Source organism: Sphingobium fuliginis, assembly GCF_015074805.1.
Lineage (GTDB): Bacteria > Pseudomonadota > Alphaproteobacteria > Sphingomonadales > Sphingomonadaceae > Sphingobium > Sphingobium fuliginis.
This window is the reverse complement of sequence record NZ_CP060035.1, coordinates 3,142,384-3,163,442: the sequence shown is the minus strand read 5'-3', so window position 1 is coordinate 3,163,442 and position 21,059 is coordinate 3,142,384. Positions and strand designations below refer to the sequence as shown.

Here is a 21,059-nt window from a genome sequence, read left to right as displayed (position 1 = left end):
CCCTGTTCTGTCCGTTTCTTTTCTGCGCAAAGCCCGAACTCGGTCGAATCCGGGCGACAATGATGGATGATCCTTCATAGCCGCTGTGACGGCCCCTGCAAGCGCTGGGTGATCGTTTCGTTTGCCAAAGGGTTGCAAAAGGGAACAGCATGCGCTTTGCCGGGGATGTGAAAGCTCCATGGCCCCTCGCCCTCCCCCTGATGATCATGGCCACGGCCGCGCAGGCGCGGGACTCTCTGGGCGTGTTCGAGGCGTGGGGGGCGTTTCGAGATCCGACCCCTTCCCAATCCGGTGGCCCCCGTTGCTATGCGATCGCCATGCCCGTCGCAGCGGGATCGGAGGGCTTTGCGGCGGTCGGGAGCTGGCCGCGCCAATCGGTGCGGGGGCAGGTGCATTTCCGCTTGAGCAGGATGCGGATGGGGGACGCTGCGGTGATCCTGAATGTGGGGGACCGGCGCTTTACGCTGGTGGCGGGGCAGGTGGATGCCTGGGCGCCCGATGCGCGGGCGGATGCGGCAATCATCGCGGCGATGCGCTCCGCCACCAGCATGAGTGTGCAGACGCGGGATGCGCGTGGGCGGGGCTTTGCGGACACCTATGCGTTGCGCGGGGCGGCCACGGCGATCGATGCCGCGGCGCTGGGGTGCGCGCGATTGCGGTGAGGGGCGTGCGCCATTCACCGCCCTTCCAAAATCCCCCAAAATCCGCTATGGGCGCGGCCATGCAGACAGCCGCCAACCCCTTGATGCCGATTCCCGGCGCTATCGACCCTGTGCCCGTGCCCCGCGCGGTGACGCCTCGTGAGGATGGGCGCGTCGACCTGATGGGGCTGTCGCGGCCGCAGATCAAGGGCGTGCTGGAGGAATCGGGGCTCGATACCAGGCAGGCGAAACTGCGGTCCAAGCAATTGTTCCACTGGCTCTACCATCGCGGCGAGACCGATTTCGACGCCATGACCGACCTTGCCAAGCCGATGCGCGGCTGGATGGCGGAGCGCTTCGTCATCGGTCGTCCGCAGGTCGTGGAGGCGCAGGTCTCGAGCGACGGCACGCGCAAATGGCTGCTGCGCTCCGACGACGGGCAGGATTATGAGATGGTGTTCATCCCGGACGCGGACCGGGGGACGCTGTGCGTATCGAGCCAGGTGGGCTGCACGCTCAACTGCCGTTTCTGCCATACGGGCACGATGCGGCTGGTGCGCAACCTGACGCCGGGCGAGATTGTGGGCCAGGTGATGCTGGCGCGCGATGCATTGGGCGAGTGGCCCAAGGGCAGCATGGCGTCCGCCAATGACGATGAAGCCGACGATGCGCCGCAATATACGACCGATGGCCGCATGCTGACCAATATCGTGATGATGGGCATGGGCGAGCCGCTCTATAATTTCGACCATGTGCGCGATGCGCTGAAGGTCGTGATGGACGGCGATGGACTTGCCCTGTCGAAGCGGCGCATCACCCTCTCCACCTCCGGCGTTGTGCCGATGATGGCGCGGGCGGGCGAGGAGATCGGCGTCAACCTCGCCGTGTCGCTGCACGCCGTGACCAAGGATGTGCGCGACGAACTGGTGCCGCTCAACAGGAAGTTCGGCATCGATCAGCTTTTGCAGGCCTGCGCCGACTATCCGGGGGCGAACAATGCGCGGCGCATCACCTTCGAATATGTCATGATCAAGGACAAGAATGACAGCGACGAGGATGCGCGCGAGCTGGTCCGGCTGCTTCGCCAGTACAAGCTGCCGGCGAAGGTCAACCTGATCCCGTTCAACCCCTGGCCGGGCACGGATTATGAATGTTCGACGCCCGAGCGGATAAGGCGCTTTTCCGACATCGTGTTCGAAGGCGGGATCTCCGCGCCGGTGCGCACACCGCGCGGGCGGGACATCATGGCCGCCTGCGGCCAGCTCAAGTCCGCTTCCGAGAAGAAAAGCCGGGCGGAGCTGGACCGGCTGGAGGCGGAGAAGCAAGCGGCGCTCGGATAGAGCGGGGCCGATGACCTGCGCCTTTGCGGCGCGAGATGCAAACCCCGCCCGGACGGCGGGGTTTTTCTTGTCGGCTTCGTCCGGGCGGCATGAAAGGATGGATGACAATGACGGACGAAGAGATCGAGCGGATCGCCAGCGGCTTTTGCGCGCGGACGCTGCCCAAGGAGGAGTGGACGCATGGCGCGCATTTCGCGACGGCCCTGTGGCTCATGCTGCGGCGGACGGACATGCTGGCCGAGCGGGACATGCCCGGGATGATCGCGGCCTATAACGAGAGCATGGGCGGCGTGAACAGCGACAGCGCCGGCTATCATGAGACGATTACCATGGCATCGCTGAAGGCGGCGCGGGCAGTGCTGGCGGGCTTGCCGGGCGAACCGTCGCCGGCGGAGGCCTTTGCGGCGCTGATGCGTTCGCCCATGGCCGACAAGGACTGGCTGTTCGCCTATTGGTCGCGCGAGCGGCTGATGTCGACGGAAGCGCGGCGGCGCTGGGTGGAACCGGACCTGACGCCTCTCCCCTGGGCTTAGGGTTTGTGCTGTTTCTGTTGGGCCGTGTTCCTGTGAAGGCAGGAAAAATTGGGCGTATCATTGGAACGGTGTGAGCAAGCATAGGAAAAGGGCGGCCCCACCGGGCCGCCCTTTCCCTGTTCTATCCGAGAGGGATTAGAAGCGGAAACCGATACCGACGACGCCGGCGTCACGGCCGCCAGCATTGTCTTCATATTCGGTGCGCTGATATTCAGCCGAGATATAGGTGTTGCCGGTCACGGCGAATTCCACGCCGCCGCCATAACGCACGCCTTCCAGATTGGTGCTGCCCAAGCCGGCGACCTCGAAGCGGGTGGTGGCATAGCCGACCTTGCCGAACGCCAGAACGCGCGGGGTCAGGATGTAGCCCAGGCGCACCGAAGCGGCCAGATCGCGGCTGACATCCAGACCGGCCTCATCCACGGTGGAATCGCCGAACGACACTTCCGGGCCGAAGGTGATGTTCGGGGTGACGGCCAGATCGTAACCGGTGCTGACGCCATAGCTGAAGCCTTCTTCGCCGCCAACTTTGTCGTAGCCCAGCGTCACGCCGGCGCGCGGGCCGGTGAAGGGCGCGGCGTCCTGAGCGAAAGCGGGAGCGGAAACGGCGGCAGCAGCAAGGGCTGCGAAAATCACAGTCTTCATAAAATCCTCATGTCATCAGAAACGAACAGTCCGGTGATGTGGACTGCCGCTTGTTCTTTTTACGGGGATGACGTTGCGTGTCGTTATTTCATCGTCATTCGGAATACCGAGATAATTCGGTTCATCCCCCCGTCCTGCACGCAGCGACATGCATCGCTGACGGCGCGCATATGTAACGCGATCGTGATTGTTGCAATATGGATATGAACTTTACAAATGTATGATGCTTTTCCGCAACAGTATGAGTTTGCATGAAAATGGGGCGGCCCCAGCGGGACCGCCCCTTGTCATACCCAGCGGCACCCAACTCAGAAACGGAAGCCGATCCCCACCACGCCCGCATCGCGGCCGCCGAAATTGTCTTCATATTCGGTCCGCTGATATTCGGCCGAAATATAGGTGCGCGGAGTCACCGAATATTCGAGGCCACCGCCATAGCGCACGCCTTCCAGCGTCTGGTGGTCGCCAGGGACTTCGAAGCGGCTGTTGGCGTATCCGACCTTGCCGAACGCCAGCACCTGCGGCGTCACGACATAGCCAAGGCGCACCGATGCGGCGAGATCGCGGCTCGCATCCACGCCACTGAACTTCGCCGTGGACTCGCTGAGCGAGACTTCCGGACCGAAGGTCACATGCGGGGTGACGGCCAGATCATAGCCGGTCGACACGCCATAGCTGAAGCCGTCGTCGCCCTGAACCTTGTCATAGCCCATGGTAATGCCGGCGCGCGGACCAGTAAAAGGCGCGACATCCTGAGCAAAGGCAGGAACAGAAACGGTGGCAGCAGCAATCGCTGCGATAATCGCAGTTTTCATGGTATTCCTCATGACTTGTTCGATACCCTGAACCGGGTGAGATCGATTTATGTTCTCAATCGGTTTTTAAAAGAGACGGATCTGATAAATATTTTCATATCATCCCTATTGAACTTACAGGGCATCTATCCATAGGAGCTTCAAAAATCCGGAAACTTTACTCGATCCCGGCAGCGGCGCTTATGGACCCGCAATCTGGCTCCCACATGAACGGGATCATGAAAAATGATTCATGCGCGTAACGGCATCGTCCTTTTTGACGCTGTTGGTGCAAAAGGGTAACAGCAGCCTATGGATAGCGCCTCATCCGAGCCGATAGCCGCCGAACCGAAGCTGGTGCTGCGCCACAAAGGACCGACGCGCCTGTGGCATTGGCTGAATGCGCTGCTGCTCTACGTGCTGTTCGCCAGCGGGCTTGGCATCTTCAATGCGCATCCCCGGCTTTATTGGGGGCATTATGGCGCGAATCTCGACCGCCCGTGGCTGGTGCTGGAGCGGTTCGGAAGCTGGATCACGCTGCCCGCCCACTATAATCTGGCGATGTCGCGGCACTGGCATCTGAGCGCCGCGCCGATCTTTGCCTTCGCGCTGCTCTTCTACATGGTCTGGAGCCTGTTCGGCGGGCATCTGGCGCGCGACCTGGCCTTCCGGCGCGACGAACTGGCGCCGCGCCATGTCTGGCAGGACATAAAGGACCATGCCCGGCTGCATTTCCCAACCGGCGAAGCGGCGCTGCGCTACAATATGTTGCAAAAGGCCAGCTATATCGGCGTGATCTTCGTCGCGCTGCCGATCCTGATCCTGACGGGCCTCACCATGTCGCCAGGCATGAACGCGGCATGGCCCTGGCTGGTCGACCTGTTCGGCGGGCGCCAGTCGGCACGCTCGATCCATTTCATCACGGCCTTCATGCTCGTCGCCTTCTTCCTGGTGCATATGCTGATGGTGGTGCTGGCCGGGCCCCTGAACGAAATCCGCTCGATGATCAGCGGACGCTATCGCGTGCCGGAGGCGCGGCGATGAGCCTGATCCTCGACCGTCGGACCCTGGTACTGGGCGCCGCCGCGACGCTGGCGGGATGCGACCGGCTGGCGAAGAACGAGACGATGCGCGAGGCGCTGTTTTCCGCCGGGAATTTCCACAAATGGGCGCAGCGCAGCCTGATGGCCCGCGACGCGCTGGCGCGGGAATTCCGGCCGGACCAGATTTCTCCCTTCTTCCGCCCCAACGGTACCGCCAATCCGAACACAGCCGAATATAAGGCGCTGTGGCGCAACGGCTTTGCCGACTGGCGGCTGCATGTGACCGGACTGGTGGGACGGCCGCTTTCCCTCTCCTTGGCGCAGCTCCACGCCCTGCCCCATCGGGAGCAGATCACGCGCCACGACTGCGTAGAGGGGTGGAGCGCCATCGGCAAATGGCGCGGCGTGCCGTTGAAGCCGATCCTCGACGCGGCGCGGCTGCGGGACGGGGCGCGGTACATCGTCTTCCACTGCGCCGACGATATGGGCGGCGGGCGCGGCTATTATGAAAGCATCGATCTGGTGGACGCCTTCCACCCGCAGACGATCCTCGCCTTCGCGCTCAACGACGAACCCCTGCGCGTGGCCAATGGCGCGCCGCTCCGGCTGCGGGTGGAGCGGCAACTGGGCTATAAGCAGGCGAAATATCTGATGAAGATTGAAGCGGTTGCGAGTCTGGACGGCATAGGCGGCGGCAAGGGCGGCTATTGGGAGGACCGCGCCGGCTATGACTGGTATGCGGGCATTTGACGGCAGCGGAATGACCTGACAGGGTGGCCCCATGAAATTGTTCGATCGCGTCATCAAGCGGCTGGTCACGCGGGGCCAGCTCAGCATCTATTATCATGACGGCAGGAAGATCACGGTCGGAACCCCCGAACCGGGCTTTCCGTCGCTGGCGCTGAAATTCCACGATGCGCGTGTGCCGTTCGACATCGTCAGGGACCCGCGCCTCGGCATGGCGGAGGCCTTCATCGATGGGCGCGTCGCGATAGAGGGCGGCGGGATCATGGAACTGATCTCGCTCATCCGCATGAACAATGCCTGGGAAACGGGCAAGTCGATCAGCGATCTCGGCTCCGTCAAGCGCGGCTTCAAGGCGATCCGGCGCAAACTCTGGGCCGCCAATCACCGGGCGCGGGCGAAGGCCAATGTGGCGCATCATTACGACCTGTCGGGCGCGCTCTACGCCCTCTTCCTCGATCGGGACCGGCAATATAGCTGCGCCTATTTCCCCGATGCCGACAATGAGGCGGGGATCAGCCTGGAACAGGCGCAGGAGGACAAGAAGGCGCATATCGCGGCCAAGCTGCACCTGAAGCCGGGCATGAAGGTGCTCGACATAGGCTGCGGCTGGGGTGGCATGGCGCTGTACCTGCATCGCACCTGCGGCGTCGACGTGACCGGCATCACCCTGTCGGAAGAGCAGCTCAAGGTCGCGCGCCAGCGGGCGCAGGATGCCGGCGTGGCCGACCATGTCCGCTTCGAACTGATCGATTATCGCGACATGGACGGGCCGTTCGACCGCATCGTGTCGGTCGGCATGTTCGAGCATGTCGGGACCAAGGATTACCGCACCTTCTACACCAAGTGCCGCGAGCTTCTGACGCCGGAGGGGGTGATGCTGATCCACACAATCGGGCGGGTCGACGGGCCGGGCATCACCGACGCCTTCACCCAGAAATATATCTTCCCCGGCGGCTATATTCCCGCCTTGTCGGAGATGATCCAGGGGAGCGAGGGCACGCGGCTGATGGTCACGGATGTCGAGGTGCTGCGCATCCATTACGGCCTCACAATCCGCGAATGGTACAAGCGGACGCTGGCGCACAAGGCGGACATCGTCGCCCTGTACGACGAGCGGTTCTTCCGCCTCTGGACCTTCTATCTGGCCGGTGCGGCCACGGTGTTCGAACATGGCGGCATGGTGAATTACCAGGTCCAATATGTCCGCGACCGCCGCAGCCTGCCGATCACGCGCGACTATATGCTGGAGGCGGAAAGCGCCCTGCGGGGCCGATGATCCATCCATGAATATTGGCTGACGACACCGTTCCCGGACGGTTCAGTAAGGCCGGTGCATCTTCCCTTCATGACCCCGGCGACGGGCGTGCATGCTGAGGAGAGAAAGACATGAACATCTTGTGGAAGGGCGCTGCGGCCCTGGGCCTGGCGATCACCGCCATGGGGGCGAGCGTGGCCCCTGCACAGGCGCAATATTATGGCGGCTATGGCTATCGCGACGGGTATCGCGGCGACCGTTGGGACGATAGGCGTTGGGACGATAGGCGCTGGGACGGCAGGCGCGACTGGCGCCATGACGACCGCCGCTATTGGCGCGGCGACCGGCGCTCCTGGCGCGGGCATTACCGCCAGCGTTGCTGGACCGAATGGCGCTACAATCATTACCGCGACCGGCGCGTGAAGGTTCGGGTCTGCAATTGATCTGACCACATCGGCTGGTTGATGCCATGCGATCCTCCCTGCGCGCAGCGTGGGGAGGGTGCAGGAGAGGCGGGTGCCTCTGTTCGACACCCGCGAAGTGAATGGGGGAGGGGAAGCTGCGCGGGGTGCGCCATTTTCCTCTCCGCCCGTTTCGCCATCGACTGGCAATTGCGCCCGGCATCCGCTTGCGGCATTTTGACGCGATGACCGATCCCATGCCCGTCATTCAGAGCCTGCTGTCGGGCCTGCCCATCTTCCTGCTGCACCTGGGTTCCGCAACCTTGGCCTGGCTGGCGGCGCTGGCGCTTTATATGTGGATCACGCCGCATGACGAATTCGCACTGATCCGGGCAGGCAATGCTGCCGCGGCGATCTCGCTGGGCGGGGCGGCGATCGGGTTGGCCGTGCCGTTGGGCTTTTGCCTCGCGGGCTCGGTGAATGTCTGGGACATCATGATCTGGGGCAGCGTGACGCTGATCCTGCAACTCATCGCCTTCCGCGTGGTCGATTTCCTGCTGGGCTCGCTGCCGACCCGCATCGAGGCGGACGAACGGTCCGCCGCCATCTTCCTCGCCATGATGAAGGTCGCCATCGCCTGCCTGACCGCCGGCGCGGTCGCGGGTTGAGCCGTGGCGGGCCGGCGCTTCGGCTGTCTGCCCGGCCTGCTCGGCATCATCCTCGCCCTGCTGTGGATCAGCGAGGTCATCAGGCCAACGCCGCTGCATGTCGAGGCTTTCGACCCGCGCTCGCCGCGCCGTCCGATGCCGCAATGGAGCGATGAGAGCTTCGTCATCGAGGAACGGACGGAGGCGCCCGCCGACAGCATGGGCACGACCTTCGCCATCGACCGGGACGGCGCATGGCTGACCGCCGAGCATGTCACCCATGGCTGCACCCGGGTCGGCATAGAGCAGGGCGGCTTCGCCCGCCCCGTGTCGCGCCTGGTGGAAAGCCGGGAGGCGGATGCGGCGCTGGTGCGCGGGGGCGTGGCGAGCGACCACGCCCTGCCGCTGTCGGACCGCATGCCGCCGCCCGGATCGGTCGGCTATCATATGGGCTTTCCGGGCGGACAGCCGACGCTCGTCATATCCGAGCTGATCGGCGCCGCCCGCGCCCGGCGCGGCGCAGGCGAGGAGACGCAGCCCGTGCTCGCCTGGGCGGAGCATGCGCGCATTCCGATGGGTGACGGCACGCTGTCGGGCATCAGCGGCGGTCCGGTCTTTGCCGAGGACGGCCATGTCGTCGGCGTCAACAGCGCCGCCACCGACCGGCGCGGACGCATATTGACCACGGCGCCCGATGCCATGATGCGGCTGGTCATTGCCAGCCGGGCGGTGGGGGAACGGCCGGTCGCCTATCCCTTCCTGGATCTGGCCGATGCGCATGCCCGCTTCGAATCCTGGCTGGCGCAGGGGGTGATCCGGCGCATCTTCTGCGATGTCGACGATGGACCGCAGCAGTTGACGGCGGGCAGGCCTAAGGGCTAGGTCGCGCCAGATTGACAGGATTTGGACCATCATGAGCGATACGCCCCCCGACCGCCTTTCCACCAACCCGAAGAGCCCCTTTTTCGACATGGACGTGCTCCAGCGGGGCATCGGCATCCGCTTCAAGGACCGCGTCCGCAACGATGTCGAGGAATATTGCATTTCCGAAGGGTGGATTCGCGTGGCGGCGGGCAAGACCCGCGACCGCCACGGCCAGCCGCTGACGATCAAGCTCTCCGGGCCGGTCGAGGCGTGGTTCGAGAATGCGGACGAGGGCGCCGGGGAAGCAGCGGACAAGGCGGAATAGAGTTTCGTCTGCGCTGAAGAAAAAAGGACGCCGCCTCGCCAGAGGGGCGCGCCCTTTTGTTCAGCCGCGTTCCGATGAGACGAGAGGCTCATGAGAGCCCGTTCGGACGCCATGTTTTCAGGATAGCCGGGACCGTGTTGCTGCCCGCGCGGGAGCATCGGGCCGCTTCAACGCAGCGCCGCGTCTCGCTTCACGTCCGCGATGATGTCGCGCAACGAACGGGCGGAAGGCGCCGCATCGGCATAGCGGATGGCACGCAGGTCGACCGCCAGCCGCGGCTGGGCGGCGGACCTGCGCAACGGAGCGCTATCCTCCTCCGGATCGTCCTTGGTCACCGTCATGCTGGCGAAGCGCGTACTGACGCCCAGCGCCGGATCGGTCCGGAACTCGCGCAATTGCGGCTTGTCGGGATAGATGAAGCCGAAGGTCGGGTTGCTGCGCGCGCCCATCCGGTTGGTCGGACTGTGCCAGACGCGCACCTCGCTCCAGTCGCCTTCTTCGGATACGTCGACTGCGAGAACATCCTCCTCGATCGCGCCGGGCATCGACCAGTTGGCATGCCGGATCAGCACGCGCCGGTCGTCCAGCACCCTGCTGACCACCGCGACATGGCCCAGCACCATCGGGCCGACGGGACGGAAGGCCAGCACCGCGCCCCTGCGGGGCGCATGCCCGCGCTTATAATGATTTTCCGCCTGGTCCCACCAGGTCAGCGCGTCGCCATAGATCTGGACGCCCGACACGGTGCGCGCATAGGGCACGCATTGCAGCACGGTCGCGCCCAGCACAGGCGTCGCTGTCAGGCCGGCCAGCAGCAAGGCCGCCCAGCGCATCATTCCCACTTTCATGCGACCCCAAAAGTCTCAGAATCGCCCCACCGCCGACGAAATTAGGCGGCGGCCATTAGGAAATGGTTAAAATGTCAGAAAGCACCCCGCGCGGCGTCGGAGCCTGCGGTCGCGCGATCGGCCATGGCGATCTGCACCGGAGCGTCGCTCGCCTTGTGCGCGTAGATGAAGCCTTTGGCGGGGTTCGGCCGCAGACCCAGATCCCCGATCGGGCCATACCAGACGCGCACATCGGTCCAGTCATTGTTCGGGGACACGTCGATGGCGCGGACATTGCGCTCTACGCCGCCGCGATAGGACCAGTTGGCATGGGTCAACAGCACTTCGCGTTCGCTGACCACCTTGCTGACCATGGCGACATGGCCAACCGGCATCGAACGGCTGGCCGAGAAGGCAAGGACGGCGCCGACACGGGGTTCATGGCCGCGTTCATAGCGGCCATCGGCCTGACCCCACCAGGTGTTGGCATTGCCGTACAGCTCGATACCGGAAACCTGCCGGGCAAAGGGCGCGCACTGGAGGACGCCGGCCGCGGCCGGGGTCGTGATCAGGGCGCCGAGTGCAAGCGTTGCCGCTGCGACAATAGCGCGAAAACCACCGATCATAGGAATGCGACCCCCGACTATTTGAACGACTTAACCCCGTGCCATGCTTTAGGGCAGACGCCGGACGCGTTGAAAAGCCGCCAGCGACGAGTCGTTGTTGCGGCGCGTCAATCTGCGGAACGAAAGACGTGCCCCGCCGTTACGCAAAACCGGCTCGCCACAGGCAAGCCGTTGAAAAGTGCGGATTCCGTCCCCGTCATCCAGACCTGACCGCCGGTTTCCCGCAGCCGGTCGAACAGCGCGGCCCGCCGCGACGGGTCGAGATGCGCCGCCACTTCGTCGAGCAGCAGCACGGGCGGCTGGCCGCGATGAGCCGCCACCAGAGCCGCATGGGCGAGCAGGATGGAGAGCAGCAGCGCCTTCTGCTCGCCGGTCGAACAGAGCGCGGCAGCCTGCGCCTTGGCGGCGTGAACGACGGCGAGGTCCTGCCGGTGCGGGCCGGACAAGGTGCGACCGGCAGCGGCATCGCGGCGGCGTTCGCGGGCTAGGCGAAGCCCCAGGGGCTCGTCGCCCTCCCCTTCCCCCTCGATCGCCAGCAGCGGACGGGCAAAGGGATGGTCGGGCTGGTCCTCCAGCGCGGCCTGCAAGCGGCCGACCAGATCGGCGCGGGCGGCGGCAAGCGCCGCGCCATGCTCGTCCATCTGCGTTTCAAGCGCGCTCAGCCAGGAAGGATCGGCGGCGGACAGATCGTTAAGCAGCCGGTTGCGCGCCCGCATCGCCGCCTCGTAGCGGGCGCTGTGCGCGGCATGGGCGGGGTGCAGCGCCAGCGTCAGCCGGTCCAGGAAACGCCGCCGCCCGCCGGGACTGTCCATGAACAGCCGGTCCATCGCGGGCGTCAACCACACGATGGACAGATGATCCGCCAGCGCATTGGCGGAGGATGCGACGCCGCCGATCCGCACCTGACGCCGGTCGGGGGCCGAAGCGAGAACCCCCGTACCCAGCATCACGCCGTCCACTTCCGCCGCTATGCCGAAACCGCCCGCCCCATCCTGCCGCACCATGTCGCGCAGGGCCGCGCCGCGCAGGCCGCGTCCCGGCGCCAACATCGACACGGCTTCCAATATGTTGGTCTTGCCCGCGCCATTGTCCCCGGTCAGCACGATGAAGCTGTGGTCGGGCATGATCAGCGCATCCGCATGATTGCGGAAATCGCTCAAGGTAAGACGGCCGATCATGAGGCGGCTCTAACCAGTGCGGCGGCTTTGGGAAAGCTTGGAGTAAGCATTCCGCGCTCCTGCGCAGGCAGGAACCCAATTCTGCCGCCCGATCCCGTTTCCCGCCTTTGCAGGAACAGGCCGAAGATCAACTACACCGCTTCCGCGTCACCGCCCGGCCGTCGTCGATCACCGTCAACTCCCGCCCGCTGGCCGAGGGCCGCAATTCCAGCTTCCTGTTCCAGCTCTGCCCTTCGCCGGTGAAGGCCGCGTCGATGCGGATGCGGCCGTCCGGGCCGTGGGACACGCCGGTCGCCTTCCCCTCGCTCTCCAGAAAGACCAGGCTGGTCGGCGTGATCGTCAGCTCCAGCTCGGTCGCGCGGTCGGCACAGCTTTCATCCAGGCCCGTCCATCGCCCCTGCACGCTGGCGGGGATGGTCGACCCCACCGGCACGGGCTTGGATGGAATCTCCGGCGCGGGTTCGGCGGTCTGGATGCCGTTCGCGCCTTCCGGCACCTGCTGCACTTCGTTCATCGCTTCGTCGACGATATTGGTGGCGATGCCGGGCTGATCGCCCGGCTTGTCGCCGCACGCCGCAAGGACGAGCAGCGGCAGGAGAATCATCGCGCGCATGGGAGGAAAACCGGCATTCCGCCAATGGGTTCCGGCCAGCGCGCGTTCCTGCTTCATCCGTGCCACACTCCTTCTCGGCCACTTCTCAGCCACGGCTTATGCCATGGCGCGCCGGAAAGGGGCTGACTTTTCTTCCCCCGCGATCCGGCTGGGCCACTGGCGGACTTGCGCGCGGCGAACGTTGCAGTCATCACCATGGCCGAAGGGATGGACTATCGGAAGCCCCCCACCGCCTGAATGAAGAGGAAGCCGATGATGAGAAGCCTGAAGATCGCTCTCGCCCTTGCCGCTGCCGCCGTCGGTTCGCAGGGCGCCATGGCGGCGCTGGCCGTCGGGGCCAAGGCGCCCGACTTCACCACCCGCGGCGCGCTGGCGGGGAAGACCTTCACCCTGACCCTGTCGCACCAGTTGAAGCGCGGGCCGGTGGTGCTTTATTTCTTCCCCAAGGCGTTCACCCCCGGCTGCTCCGCTGAAGCGCGGGAATTCGCCGAACATATCGAGGATTTCAGGAAGGCTGGGGCGACCGTGATCGGCATGTCGGCCGATCCGGTGGACGATCTGGTCGCCTTCTCCACCAAGGAATGCGCGGGCAAGTTCGCTGTGGCGTCGGCAGGTCCCAACATCGTATCGGGCTATGACGTGGCGCTGAAGATGCGGCCGGGCATGACCGACCGCACTTCCTATGTCATCGCGCCCGGCGGCCGCATCGCCTTCGTCCATAGCGAGATGAACTATGCCGGCCATGTGAAGAGCACGCTCGCCGCCGTCGAGGCGATGAAGCAGAAATAAGGGCAGCCGCCGCCCTGCAAAGCCGTCATGCCGACCTTGTTTCAGCATGACGGTAAAGAATGAACATATGGCAAGGGCGCCGCTTTCAGCTCAGCCCAAGCCGAACGATCCTTATCGCTTCACATATTTGCCGAACCAGCCGAGCGTCGCGTCCCACGCGGCCTTGGCGGCGGCTTCGTTGTAGCTGGGGCGATAGTCGGCCATGAAGCCATGGTCGGCGTCAGGATAGACGGTGATCGCGTCCGGCGGCGACTTGCCCGCGATCTTCAGCGCGGCCTGCATCTTCTCGATGTCAGCCACCGGAATGCCCTTGTCCAGCGCGCCATATTGGCCAAGCACCGGGGCCTTGAGCCGGTTCACCTGCTCGATGACGCTCAGCGGCTGCAATTCGGTCTTGTCGCTGACCAGCCGGCCGTAAAATGCGACGCCCGCGTCCAGTTCCGCGCTGTGGGCGGCGTAGAGCCACACGACCCGCCCGCCCCAGCAAAAGCCGGTGATGCCGCGCCGCCTGCCGTCCCCGCCATGGCTGCCCGCCCAGGCATAGGTGGCGTCGATGTCCTTCAACACCTGCTCGTCGGAGGCCTTGGAGACGATGGTGCCGACCAGTTGCTTGAAATCAGCCACCTTGGTCGCATCGCCATGGCGCGCGAACAGGTCGGGAGCGATGGCGTAATAACCCGCCTTCGCAAAGCGGCGGCAGATATCGCGGATCCATTCATGCACGCCGAAAATCTCATGCACCACGACGATGACGGGCGCAGCCTTGCCGGCGGCGGGACGAGCGACGAAAGCAGGCATGGCAAAGCCGTCGCTCGCCCCGATCGAGACGCTTTCTTCCTTCAACCCTTCGCCGGAGGTCTGGACCGCGCTGCTGGACACAGGCCGGCAGGCAGCGGCGAAGCCCGCAGCGAACGCCCCGCCCACCAGCAGCTTGCGCCGGTCGAGGCCGGTCGAACCGATCCAGTTGCTGTCTTCGGGCAAACGTTCCGGCTGATCCCGTTCATCGGTCATGCGCGTCTCTCCTCAAGCCATGGCGGTAGAGCCTAGAGCATCATGCAGAAAAGTGGGAACCGGTTTTCTGCATGATGCTCCAGGCTTTTGTTTTGCCGCGTTTTCCGAGCCAGCAGATCATTCTATCCGCCCGGAAAACGCTCCAGCCGCGCCCGGGCCTCGCGCAAGCCATTCTCAACTCAGGAAATCACCGCTCTCGATCCGTTCCAGCCCGACGACGTCGCGATTGTAGATATAGGTCCATGCCTCCACCGGCCCATGTTCGCCCAGGACGATCAGCCGTTCGCGACGATATTCATGCGGCTGGGGGAAGTGGGCAGCGCATTCCTCATAATCGTCGAGCGCGGCAAGCACCGCCTCCGGATCGGGGAGCGCGAACAGGTCGCCCGTCACGCCGCCCGTCACGCCGGGCACGAAGCCCGGATAGGCCGCCACGCGATAGAGCGCGCCTTGCGCGACGGCTGGGCCGACAGGACGGGCCGCATCGCCCAACCAGCGGGCCATCGGTTCGTCGCAGCCGGGCCGGAGCGTGCCGTAGACGAATAGGAGCGGTTCCTTCAGACGATCACCCTGCAAATATTCCCGACTTGCAGGAAATTTGCCCAATTAGCGGAAAATTTCCCGCCCAAAAATGATGGATGGGCCGCGAAAATGCCTGAAAATCGGGGCGAAATCGAAATTGGCACGGCTCCTGCAATCTTCCTTGCATCACGGCCGGACAGTCCGGCCAAGCACAAACCAGGGAGTATATCATGTTCGCCAAGCTTCAAAACGCCGCCTTTGCCCTTACCGGCGCCCTGCTGGTTTCCGCGCTCTTCATGGGCGCCGCCGTTCCGATCGCGCCGATCGCCTGATCCCGCCATATCTCTTCAAGAAGGCCAGATTCATGAACAACAGCTTCACCCTCGACCGCCGCAATGGAAAGATCATGGGCGTGTGCGCCGGGCTTTCCAACCGCATCGGCCTGGATGTCACGCTGATCCGGATTGCGCTCGTGCTGCTGACGCTGTGCGCCCTGGGTCCGGTCGGCGTCGTCGCTTATCTGCTGGCGGGCTGGCTGGCGGAAGGTTGATCAAGTCCCGTGATAATGAAAGAGCCGCCCATGGCAATATCCAGGGCGGCTCTTCCGATGTCCATCAAGGACTCTTTGGATCGGGTCATGTTGCGCTCAGGCAAACAGCACCGAATAGAAGGTCAGCATCTGCGCGCCGACCGCAACCATAAGGGCAACGCCCTGAACCGTATGTCGCATATCATTCGTCCTGCAAGTCATTGTTATTTATCGCCACCAGGGCGAGCGGGCCTATGCGCCCGACATGATGTTGTAACAATCGCAAAGGACGATTTCGCAGTTGCAGCAAATGCAACAGTCGATGTTACTGCAAAGCCACAATCATGGCCTGCGCTGCGGCGGGTGCGCGGACCTTCGCCCCGCTGATGAAGAAGGCGTAGACGTCGCCTCTGGCGGCCCGTTCGCGCGCCACCTCCGCCCAGCCCTTGATCTCCTCCGCCGAATAGCCGGTCGGCTCCTCCTCCCGCGTGCGCATCAGACGGGCATAGGAAAAGCCGACCTCCTGGCCTTGCAGCGCCGGATATTCCGGATGGTCGGCATAGACCACAGCCGCGCCGGCCCGCCGCGCGAGGTCGAAAAAGACGGGATCATCGAAACTCTCATGCCGCACCTCCAGCGCATGGCGCAAAGGCACGCCGTCGATGCTGGCCGGCAGCAGCTTCAGGAAAGCGCCGAAATCCTCCGCATCGAATTTCTTGGTCGGCATGAATTGCCAGAGGATCGGCCCCAACCGGTCGCCGAGCTCGACCAGACCCTGGTTGATGAATTTGGCAATGGATTCGCCCCCCTCCGCCAGCACGCGCCGATTGGTGCAGTAGCGCGACGCCTTGACCGCGAACTGGAAACCATCGGGCACGGCCTTGGCCCAGCCGGCGAAGGTCGCCGGCTTTTGCGTGCTGTAATAGGTGGCATTGATCTCCGTCGCAGTCAGATGCTGGCCCACATAGGCCAGTTCGTCCTTCTGCCGCAGCCCTTCGGGATAGAAGGTGCCGCGCCATGGTTCGAAGATCCAACCGCCGATGCCGACCCTGATCTTTCCGCTCATCCTGGACTCTCCTTTCCCGCCATCCTGATCGGCAAAGGCAATCAGAGCCAGAGGGAAAAGCTGTTGGCACCTATTGCGAGCGAATCTTAATTGAGCGGCAGCAGGAGCACAGAGCCATGTCCACAGACCTGATCAAGACCGCCACCTATCTCAGCATCCACCTGACCGTGGGCTTCTCGGTCGCTTATCTGATGACCGGCTCCGTCGCCATGGCGGGCGGGATCGCGCTGATCGAACCGATGATCAACGCCGTCGCCTTCTTCTTCCATGAGCAGGCGTGGAAGAAGATCACCGCTCGTCCGCCACGCGGCGCGGGGCGGGAATGGATGCGGGATCAGGCCGCCTTCGCCTGAAAGCCGCAACCTTCGACGGAATAGTGAGGGCGGCCTGCCCGTCCGGCCATGGCGCTGCCCATCATGCGCCGCTGCCGGGCAAGGGCGCAAAAACGATCCGCAAACGCCCGATCCGATCACTTTGCGGATCGAATTCGAAAAGGTCGATCAGGTCGGTATCGACATCGGGCTGGCCATGCCGGCTCCAGCGATAGGCGAAATGGGCAATCAGCCGCTCGGGCTGCGTCGGACTGACGTACAGGCTGTGCAGGTCGACGCTGGCGCTGATCGTGTCCGCGAACAGCTTTTCGTAAAATGGGCGGACGGGCTCTTCCCCATAGACGGGCGAAATCACCTTGCCATCGGCTGCGAAGCATTGGAGCACGCCGTTCAGGTCGCCCTTTTCCATGGCGGACAAATAGGCGCGCACGATCCGTTCGCGACGGTCGGACATGATTTCCTCCTTCTATCGGGCTTGGTCTGTTCGCGGGCGGATCAGACCATCTGCGGGTCCGGGGCGTAGGCGATGGCGCGCATCTCGACCAGCAGCAGCGGATGGGGAAGCTGATGGACGGCGACCGTCGTCCGGGTGGGGCCGGTCTCGTCGAAATATTCCGCCCACACTTCGTTGAATCCACCGAAATCGTTCATGCTGACGAGAAAGCAACTTACCTCGACAAGATCCGACAGGTCGAGGCCGGCGGCCGCCAATATATCCCTGATATTCTCAATGACGGCGCGGGTCTGCGCCTTGATGTCCAATTGGGTGACGCCCATTTCATCGACATCGGAACCCTCGATGCTGTTGTCCGGCTTTCGCGCGCTGGTGCCCGATATGAAGATGAAGTCCCCGGCCCGCCGATAATGGGGAAATTGCCCGCGCGGCTTCGCCTTGCCCTCCACTATGCCGGCCGGCGCCGCCGCAAGACGGCCATTGGGTGCCGGCTGCAGGCCGATCTTCAATTCATCTGTCATCTTCATTGCACCGTAAACTCTATCGAACCGATCTTTCGAACGCGAAGCCCATGATGAACGCCTGGCCGCCCCGCTTGTGCCGGACGGGCCATTTGCTGCCAGAACCCGCCCCCGGGGCCTAGAGCCAATCGACATTCAGCCCTGACGGCCTGCAAATGACGCTTTTCCGTGCTTCCGGTGCTCACGTACTTTGAGTACGCTGCGCGCCGGGTCACGGAAAACCACCATCTTCGGCTCGTCATCTTCTGAATGTCGATCGGCTCTAGCGCCTCTCCCGCCGCCGCCGCAAGCGAAGGGGGACAAGCGCGGCCTTCAAGCGCGAAGTCCGAACCGCCCGGCGCGTCCGGCGACATGGAGTCAAGGGAATGGCGATGCCGGCTGACGGCCATGGTCCGCCGGATCAGGCCAGCTTGAACTCGACCACGGCCGCACCCGCGCCATAGGTCGGCCCGTAGCCATGGACATGGGCATTCTTGAAATCGCCCACGCCCCCCAACAGCCAGGCCAGATGCTTCATCCCCATGTCGGTCTTCGCCGCCGCGGCGAAGTCATCCAGTCCGGCGCGCAAGCGGTCCGCCCCGCCCTGCTCCATCGCGGCAAGCAGCGCGCGATTGGCGGCGTCGCTCTGCTCATCCACGATACGATCCTCGGCTATGTCGATGTCCTTGTCGAAATAGCCGGCGGAAAGGCCGCCGACCGCGATCACCGCCGCGCGCTTGCCCTGAAGATCGGCCTGCTCCGCCGCCACCCGGCCCAGCGCCTCCGTCGTCGCGAAATCATGATAGAGATTGTTGGCGGCGACCACCGTCGGAATCGTTCCGCCGGGGTTGAGGAAGGCGTTGGCGACGATCGTTCCGCTGTCGATCGGAAAGCCTTCATAATCGACCGCCTTGGATCGATGGCCCGCCGCATTGGCCCCCGCGACGCACGCCTGGGCCAGCGAAACATCCGCACGCAAGTCCATCTGGAGGTCGCCATAATCATACCAGTTCTCATCGACATGGACGCCCGTGCTGTGCGGACGCGCCTGCCACAGTTCGTCCAGCACGGCGAACCATTGGGTCGAATAGATCAGCAGCACGTCCGGCCGGCTGGCGCGCAGCGCCTCGCCCGCCGCTTTCGCCGCCGTGGCGAGCGGAGCCCAGGGCGGATTGTCCTGGCGCAGGAAGGGCAGCGGATTGCCCGGCATCAGAAATGCGGAAACGACCGGCATGATATGTCCTCGTATCTCGATTGGGGCTCAGGCCGCCAGGCGCCATTCCATGACGGCGTTGCCGGTGCCGATGACCGTGCCGTAGCCGTGAAGCTCCGCAGGCGTGGTGGGATATTCCATGGCGGAGATCATCCAGGGGAAGGCCCCGGACTTCACTTCGGCAAAGGCTTCCTCCACCCATTCGGGGAATAGGCGCATCACCTCCCGGATCTCGCCCCTGCGCATGAGTTCGATCATGCGCATGTCCCATTTGTAGCCCTTGTAGCTTTGCGGATGCTCCCGGCTCATATCCTCGGGAATCTCCGGCTCCTCATGGAAATGATAGTGCGAGAAGGTGTTGGACGCGAGCAGCACGGCCCGCTTGCCGCTTTTCTCGATCGCCCGCCGCGTGGCTTCACCCAGCCGCTCCATCTCCTCCACGCCCTCGTCGAGGGTCAGATAATAAGGCGAATTATTGGCCGAGATGCCGACGACCGGGATGTCCCATTGCGGACGGACCATGTGCAGCGTGGTGATCGTGCCATAATCCACCCGAAAGTTCGGATTGCGCATCATCTTGGCGGTCAGGCCAAGCGCCTGCGCCTCGCCGCAACAGGCTTCGGCAAGGTCGACGTCGACGTTCAGGTCGAAGGCAAAGCGGAAGAGATTGGGGAAGATCGGATCAACCGACTTGCCCGACAGACGCTCCACGCCGAGGAAATGGTGGCCGACTGTCGTGATCCAATGCGGCGAATGGACGAGCAGCACGTCGGGCTTCAGTTCCTCGATGCTCTTGCGCGCCTTTTCATAGGCCCAGCGCAGCGGCTCCCATCCGCCCTCCGAACGCGGCTCGTTCTGCGGGGGATTTTCGGCATAGACGAGATGGGGAGGATGCGGCGCCACGAAGCCCGCGAGAATCTTACCTTGGGACATGAGCTCTCTCCGATTCTCATTAAGTAAGAAAAATAATTCGTCTTGTAAGATTGGTATCAAGCCCGCAGGAAGCCGTCAACGAAAGTCTGCGGGACTTGCAACGGGCCAATCATTCGGAACCGGGCAGCCCTTCATGGCTTCGACCGCTTCACATGCCGTTCCAGCATGCGGCGGCCAACGACCGCGCCATAGACATTGCCCTGATCGTCGACACCCACGCCTTCGGCCCCGGAATGCCTGGGTTCCGCCGCTTCGGCATCCTCGATGAAGGCGTCGACCCTTCCGGTCCGGGCACTGCCGATGCGGATGCCGCGACGGATGCGGGCATCCTGATTGCGGCCCTCGACCGGACTGGATTCGGAATCCGCGACATAAAGCCTGTCCTTCCCGTCGATATAGATGCCGCTGGGGCGACCGAACTGATGCCACTGGGCCAGGAACTTGCCGTCCTGGCTGAAGATCTGGATGCGGTTATTCTCCCGATCGGCCACGAACAGCCGGCCACGGGAATCGAGCGCCAGACTGTGAGGCTCGCTGAACTCGCCAGGACCGCTTCCCTTGCGCCCCCATTGCCCAATGAACTTGCCGTCCTTCGAGAATTTCAGCACCCGGTTGTTCTTGCCGCCGGGCGAATGACTTTCGGACACGAAGAAGTCGCCCTTGCGCGTGACCACGATGTCATTGGGCTGATCCAGAAAGTCTGTGGTAGAACCCAGCGCATCGTGACCCAGCGTCATCAGCACCTTGCCGTCCGGATCGAATTTCACGATCTTGCCGCCATTGTCGCCCGATCCACGCTCGGCCAGGAAAACGGAACCCAGATCGGTGACCCACAAATTGCCCTGCGGATCGACGGTTGCCCCATGGGGGAAGCGAAACAGTCCCTGGCCGAATGCCTTCAGAAGTCGGCCCTGCGCATCGAATTTCAGGATCGGCGGTTCGGGCCGGTCGATGCAGGAATTCTCAAAGCAACGATGGATGACGTAGATGACGCCGCCCGGCGCCGATTCCACCGCCGTCACCGCCGCCCATTTCATGCCCGCGGGCAAAGTGCCCCAATCCCGGGTCGTTTCATAAGGCTGAGGCAGGTCGTTGCGCGGAGCCGCGTCGCGCGCGACCGCAACGGCGGGCAGCAGCATCGTCGCCGCGAAGGCCAATAATCCGGAACCCAGTCGCAATGTCGCCTCCTCCCATCGATGCATCATCCCGACGCCTTCACACATCGGGCCGT

Annotated in this window: 27 protein-coding genes; 13 read left to right on the top strand and 14 right to left on the bottom strand. The window is 63.9% G+C overall.

Annotated elements, in window-relative coordinates; translation table 11 throughout:
- Positions 1 to 149: 149 nt before the first annotated feature.
- From H5V43_RS15315 to H5V43_RS15305, 3 genes are all read left to right on the top strand, one after another.
- Positions 150 to 662, top strand: a complete 513-nt coding sequence (locus H5V43_RS15315; protein WP_044660342.1) for a hypothetical protein — start codon at positions 150 to 152, stop codon at positions 660 to 662.
- 59 nt (positions 663 to 721) lie between these two features.
- Positions 722 to 1,981, top strand: coding sequence for a dual-specificity RNA methyltransferase RlmN (rlmN, locus tag H5V43_RS15310; RefSeq protein ID WP_025549670.1), 1,260 nt, complete (start codon positions 722 to 724; stop codon positions 1,979 to 1,981).
- A 107-nt stretch (positions 1,982 to 2,088) separates the two neighbouring features.
- A complete protein-coding gene (locus H5V43_RS15305; RefSeq protein WP_025549671.1) occupies positions 2,089 to 2,514 on the top strand; it encodes a hypothetical protein in 426 nt (141 codons plus the stop codon).
- A 135-nt stretch (positions 2,515 to 2,649) separates the two neighbouring features.
- On the opposite strand, the gene H5V43_RS15300 is transcribed toward H5V43_RS15305, so the two are convergent.
- Both H5V43_RS15300 and H5V43_RS15295 read right to left on the bottom strand, forming a co-directional pair.
- Positions 2,650 to 3,159 (bottom strand): outer membrane protein, encoded by a 510-nt coding sequence (locus H5V43_RS15300; protein WP_025549672.1) that lies wholly within the window; start codon positions 3,157 to 3,159, stop codon positions 2,650 to 2,652.
- A 308-nt stretch (positions 3,160 to 3,467) separates the two neighbouring features.
- Positions 3,468 to 3,974, bottom strand: a complete 507-nt coding sequence (locus H5V43_RS15295; protein WP_025549673.1) for a porin family protein — start codon at positions 3,972 to 3,974, stop codon at positions 3,468 to 3,470.
- Positions 3,975 to 4,265: 291 nt separating this feature from the next.
- Here H5V43_RS15295 and H5V43_RS15290 point away from each other — a divergent pair, with 291 nt between their 5' ends.
- The 7 genes from H5V43_RS15290 to H5V43_RS15260 all read left to right on the top strand — a co-directional run bounded on the left by H5V43_RS15290 (position 4,266) and on the right by H5V43_RS15260 (position 9,235).
- Positions 4,266 to 4,997: a cytochrome b/b6 domain-containing protein gene (locus tag H5V43_RS15290; protein WP_025549674.1), complete on the top strand. Its 732-nt coding sequence runs from the start codon at positions 4,266 to 4,268 to the stop codon at positions 4,995 to 4,997.
- Complete coding sequence (locus H5V43_RS15285; protein ID WP_037482918.1) at positions 4,994 to 5,746, top strand: molybdopterin-dependent oxidoreductase; 753 nt, start codon at positions 4,994 to 4,996, stop codon at positions 5,744 to 5,746. Before H5V43_RS15290 ends, H5V43_RS15285 begins: the two co-directional genes overlap by 4 nt.
- A gap of 31 nt (positions 5,747 to 5,777) precedes the next feature.
- Positions 5,778 to 7,019 carry an SAM-dependent methyltransferase gene (locus H5V43_RS15280; protein ID WP_025549676.1) on the top strand — a complete coding sequence of 414 codons (1,242 nt, stop codon included), beginning with the start codon at positions 5,778 to 5,780 and terminating at the stop codon, positions 7,017 to 7,019.
- A 110-nt stretch (positions 7,020 to 7,129) separates the two neighbouring features.
- Positions 7,130 to 7,441, top strand: coding sequence for a hypothetical protein (locus H5V43_RS15275; protein ID WP_025549677.1), 312 nt, complete (start codon positions 7,130 to 7,132; stop codon positions 7,439 to 7,441).
- A gap of 203 nt (positions 7,442 to 7,644) precedes the next feature.
- Complete coding sequence (locus H5V43_RS15270; protein WP_025549678.1) at positions 7,645 to 8,067, top strand: DUF350 domain-containing protein; 423 nt, start codon at positions 7,645 to 7,647, stop codon at positions 8,065 to 8,067.
- Between the two features lie 3 nt (positions 8,068 to 8,070).
- The gene (locus H5V43_RS15265) at positions 8,071 to 8,928 is read left to right on the top strand and encodes a S1 family peptidase (protein WP_025549679.1); all 858 of its coding nucleotides are present in this window, start codon (positions 8,071 to 8,073) and stop codon (positions 8,926 to 8,928) included.
- A gap of 31 nt (positions 8,929 to 8,959) precedes the next feature.
- The gene (locus H5V43_RS15260; RefSeq protein WP_025549680.1) at positions 8,960 to 9,235 is read left to right on the top strand and encodes a DUF3297 family protein; all 276 of its coding nucleotides are present in this window, start codon (positions 8,960 to 8,962) and stop codon (positions 9,233 to 9,235) included.
- 167 nt (positions 9,236 to 9,402) lie between these two features.
- Here H5V43_RS15260 and H5V43_RS15255 read toward each other — a convergent pair whose 3' ends face one another.
- From H5V43_RS15255 to H5V43_RS15240, 4 genes are all read right to left on the bottom strand, one after another.
- Positions 9,403 to 10,071 carry a CHAP domain-containing protein gene (locus H5V43_RS15255; protein ID WP_025549681.1) on the bottom strand — a complete coding sequence of 223 codons (669 nt, stop codon included), beginning with the start codon at positions 10,069 to 10,071 and terminating at the stop codon, positions 9,403 to 9,405.
- Between the two features lie 86 nt (positions 10,072 to 10,157).
- Positions 10,158 to 10,688 carry a CHAP domain-containing protein gene (locus H5V43_RS15250; protein ID WP_025549682.1) on the bottom strand — a complete coding sequence of 177 codons (531 nt, stop codon included), beginning with the start codon at positions 10,686 to 10,688 and terminating at the stop codon, positions 10,158 to 10,160.
- A gap of 107 nt (positions 10,689 to 10,795) precedes the next feature.
- A complete protein-coding gene (gene recF / locus H5V43_RS15245) occupies positions 10,796 to 11,866 on the bottom strand; it encodes a DNA replication/repair protein RecF (RefSeq protein WP_025549683.1) in 1,071 nt (356 codons plus the stop codon).
- 127 nt (positions 11,867 to 11,993) lie between these two features.
- The gene (locus tag H5V43_RS15240) at positions 11,994 to 12,536 is read right to left on the bottom strand and encodes a hypothetical protein (RefSeq protein WP_025549684.1); all 543 of its coding nucleotides are present in this window, start codon (positions 12,534 to 12,536) and stop codon (positions 11,994 to 11,996) included.
- A 195-nt stretch (positions 12,537 to 12,731) separates the two neighbouring features.
- Between H5V43_RS15240 and H5V43_RS15235 the strand changes: the two genes are divergently transcribed.
- Positions 12,732 to 13,268 carry a peroxiredoxin gene (locus H5V43_RS15235; RefSeq protein WP_373278241.1) on the top strand — a complete coding sequence of 179 codons (537 nt, stop codon included), beginning with the start codon at positions 12,732 to 12,734 and terminating at the stop codon, positions 13,266 to 13,268.
- Between the two features lie 111 nt (positions 13,269 to 13,379).
- Here H5V43_RS15235 and H5V43_RS15230 read toward each other — a convergent pair whose 3' ends face one another.
- Both H5V43_RS15230 and H5V43_RS15225 read right to left on the bottom strand, forming a co-directional pair.
- On the bottom strand, positions 13,380 to 14,279 hold the full coding sequence (locus H5V43_RS15230) for a dienelactone hydrolase family protein (protein WP_025549686.1): 900 nt from the start codon (positions 14,277 to 14,279) through the stop codon (positions 13,380 to 13,382).
- A gap of 174 nt (positions 14,280 to 14,453) precedes the next feature.
- Positions 14,454 to 14,840, bottom strand: a complete 387-nt coding sequence (locus H5V43_RS15225; protein ID WP_025549687.1) for a gamma-glutamylcyclotransferase family protein — start codon at positions 14,838 to 14,840, stop codon at positions 14,454 to 14,456.
- Between the two features lie 325 nt (positions 14,841 to 15,165).
- Between H5V43_RS15225 and H5V43_RS15220 the strand changes: the two genes are divergently transcribed.
- Entirely contained in the window at positions 15,166 to 15,351 is a 186-nt protein-coding gene (locus tag H5V43_RS15220) for a PspC domain-containing protein (RefSeq protein ID WP_007687609.1), read from the top strand.
- A 304-nt stretch (positions 15,352 to 15,655) separates the two neighbouring features.
- On the opposite strand, the gene H5V43_RS15215 is transcribed toward H5V43_RS15220, so the two are convergent.
- Positions 15,656 to 16,396, bottom strand: coding sequence for a DUF72 domain-containing protein (locus tag H5V43_RS15215; protein WP_099185237.1), 741 nt, complete (start codon positions 16,394 to 16,396; stop codon positions 15,656 to 15,658).
- 116 nt (positions 16,397 to 16,512) lie between these two features.
- Here H5V43_RS15215 and H5V43_RS15210 point away from each other — a divergent pair, with 116 nt between their 5' ends.
- On the top strand, positions 16,513 to 16,749 hold the full coding sequence (locus H5V43_RS15210; RefSeq protein WP_025549688.1) for a DUF2061 domain-containing protein: 237 nt from the start codon (positions 16,513 to 16,515) through the stop codon (positions 16,747 to 16,749).
- 61 nt (positions 16,750 to 16,810) lie between these two features.
- Here the strand turns inward: H5V43_RS15210 and H5V43_RS15205 are convergent, their stop codons facing one another.
- From H5V43_RS15205 to H5V43_RS15185, 5 genes are all read right to left on the bottom strand, one after another.
- A complete protein-coding gene (locus H5V43_RS15205) occupies positions 16,811 to 17,182 on the bottom strand; it encodes a nuclear transport factor 2 family protein (protein WP_025549689.1) in 372 nt (123 codons plus the stop codon).
- Between the two features lie 41 nt (positions 17,183 to 17,223).
- On the bottom strand, positions 17,224 to 17,709 hold the full coding sequence (locus H5V43_RS15200) for a RidA family protein (RefSeq protein WP_025549690.1): 486 nt from the start codon (positions 17,707 to 17,709) through the stop codon (positions 17,224 to 17,226).
- Positions 17,710 to 18,103: 394 nt separating this feature from the next.
- The gene (locus tag H5V43_RS15195; RefSeq protein ID WP_037482920.1) at positions 18,104 to 18,916 is read right to left on the bottom strand and encodes a DODA-type extradiol aromatic ring-opening family dioxygenase; all 813 of its coding nucleotides are present in this window, start codon (positions 18,914 to 18,916) and stop codon (positions 18,104 to 18,106) included.
- 27 nt (positions 18,917 to 18,943) lie between these two features.
- Entirely contained in the window at positions 18,944 to 19,828 is an 885-nt protein-coding gene (locus tag H5V43_RS15190; RefSeq protein WP_037482922.1) for a DODA-type extradiol aromatic ring-opening family dioxygenase, read from the bottom strand.
- Between the two features lie 131 nt (positions 19,829 to 19,959).
- The gene (locus H5V43_RS15185; RefSeq protein ID WP_158229992.1) at positions 19,960 to 21,033 is read right to left on the bottom strand and encodes a peptidyl-alpha-hydroxyglycine alpha-amidating lyase family protein; all 1,074 of its coding nucleotides are present in this window, start codon (positions 21,031 to 21,033) and stop codon (positions 19,960 to 19,962) included.
- Positions 21,034 to 21,059: the final 26 nt, after the last annotated feature.

Excerpts from the sequence above, each read along its gene's own strand:
- H5V43_RS15315 (WP_044660342.1), top strand. The coding sequence starts at position 150 with ATGCGCTTTGCCGGGGATGTGAAAGCTCCATGGCCCCTCGCCCTCCCC.
- rlmN (WP_025549670.1), top strand. The coding sequence starts at position 722 with ATGCAGACAGCCGCCAACCCCTTGATGCCGATTCCCGGCGCTATCGAC.
- H5V43_RS15305 (WP_025549671.1), top strand. The coding sequence starts at position 2,089 with ATGACGGACGAAGAGATCGAGCGGATCGCCAGCGGCTTTTGCGCGCGG.
- H5V43_RS15300 (WP_025549672.1), bottom strand. The coding sequence starts at position 3,159 with ATGAAGACTGTGATTTTCGCAGCCCTTGCTGCTGCCGCCGTTTCCGCT.
- H5V43_RS15295 (WP_025549673.1), bottom strand. The coding sequence starts at position 3,974 with ATGAAAACTGCGATTATCGCAGCGATTGCTGCTGCCACCGTTTCTGTT.
- H5V43_RS15290 (WP_025549674.1), top strand. The coding sequence starts at position 4,266 with ATGGATAGCGCCTCATCCGAGCCGATAGCCGCCGAACCGAAGCTGGTG.
- H5V43_RS15285 (WP_037482918.1), top strand. The coding sequence starts at position 4,994 with ATGAGCCTGATCCTCGACCGTCGGACCCTGGTACTGGGCGCCGCCGCG.
- H5V43_RS15280 (WP_025549676.1), top strand. The coding sequence starts at position 5,778 with ATGAAATTGTTCGATCGCGTCATCAAGCGGCTGGTCACGCGGGGCCAG.
- H5V43_RS15275 (WP_025549677.1), top strand. The coding sequence starts at position 7,130 with ATGAACATCTTGTGGAAGGGCGCTGCGGCCCTGGGCCTGGCGATCACC.
- H5V43_RS15270 (WP_025549678.1), top strand. The coding sequence starts at position 7,645 with ATGACCGATCCCATGCCCGTCATTCAGAGCCTGCTGTCGGGCCTGCCC.
- H5V43_RS15260 (WP_025549680.1), top strand. The coding sequence starts at position 8,960 with ATGAGCGATACGCCCCCCGACCGCCTTTCCACCAACCCGAAGAGCCCC.
- H5V43_RS15255 (WP_025549681.1), bottom strand. The coding sequence starts at position 10,071 with ATGATGCGCTGGGCGGCCTTGCTGCTGGCCGGCCTGACAGCGACGCCT.
- H5V43_RS15250 (WP_025549682.1), bottom strand. The coding sequence starts at position 10,688 with ATGATCGGTGGTTTTCGCGCTATTGTCGCAGCGGCAACGCTTGCACTC.
- recF (WP_025549683.1), bottom strand. The coding sequence starts at position 11,866 with ATGATCGGCCGTCTTACCTTGAGCGATTTCCGCAATCATGCGGATGCG.
- H5V43_RS15240 (WP_025549684.1), bottom strand. The coding sequence starts at position 12,536 with ATGAAGCAGGAACGCGCGCTGGCCGGAACCCATTGGCGGAATGCCGGT.
- H5V43_RS15235 (WP_373278241.1), top strand. The coding sequence starts at position 12,732 with ATGATGAGAAGCCTGAAGATCGCTCTCGCCCTTGCCGCTGCCGCCGTC.
- H5V43_RS15230 (WP_025549686.1), bottom strand. The coding sequence starts at position 14,279 with ATGACCGATGAACGGGATCAGCCGGAACGTTTGCCCGAAGACAGCAAC.
- H5V43_RS15220 (WP_007687609.1), top strand. The coding sequence starts at position 15,166 with ATGAACAACAGCTTCACCCTCGACCGCCGCAATGGAAAGATCATGGGC.
- H5V43_RS15215 (WP_099185237.1), bottom strand. The coding sequence starts at position 16,396 with ATGAGCGGAAAGATCAGGGTCGGCATCGGCGGTTGGATCTTCGAACCA.
- H5V43_RS15210 (WP_025549688.1), top strand. The coding sequence starts at position 16,513 with ATGTCCACAGACCTGATCAAGACCGCCACCTATCTCAGCATCCACCTG.
- H5V43_RS15205 (WP_025549689.1), bottom strand. The coding sequence starts at position 17,182 with ATGTCCGACCGTCGCGAACGGATCGTGCGCGCCTATTTGTCCGCCATG.
- H5V43_RS15200 (WP_025549690.1), bottom strand. The coding sequence starts at position 17,709 with ATGAAGATGACAGATGAATTGAAGATCGGCCTGCAGCCGGCACCCAAT.
- H5V43_RS15195 (WP_037482920.1), bottom strand. The coding sequence starts at position 18,916 with ATGCCGGTCGTTTCCGCATTTCTGATGCCGGGCAATCCGCTGCCCTTC.
- H5V43_RS15190 (WP_037482922.1), bottom strand. The coding sequence starts at position 19,828 with ATGTCCCAAGGTAAGATTCTCGCGGGCTTCGTGGCGCCGCATCCTCCC.
- H5V43_RS15185 (WP_158229992.1), bottom strand. The coding sequence starts at position 21,033 with ATGATGCATCGATGGGAGGAGGCGACATTGCGACTGGGTTCCGGATTA.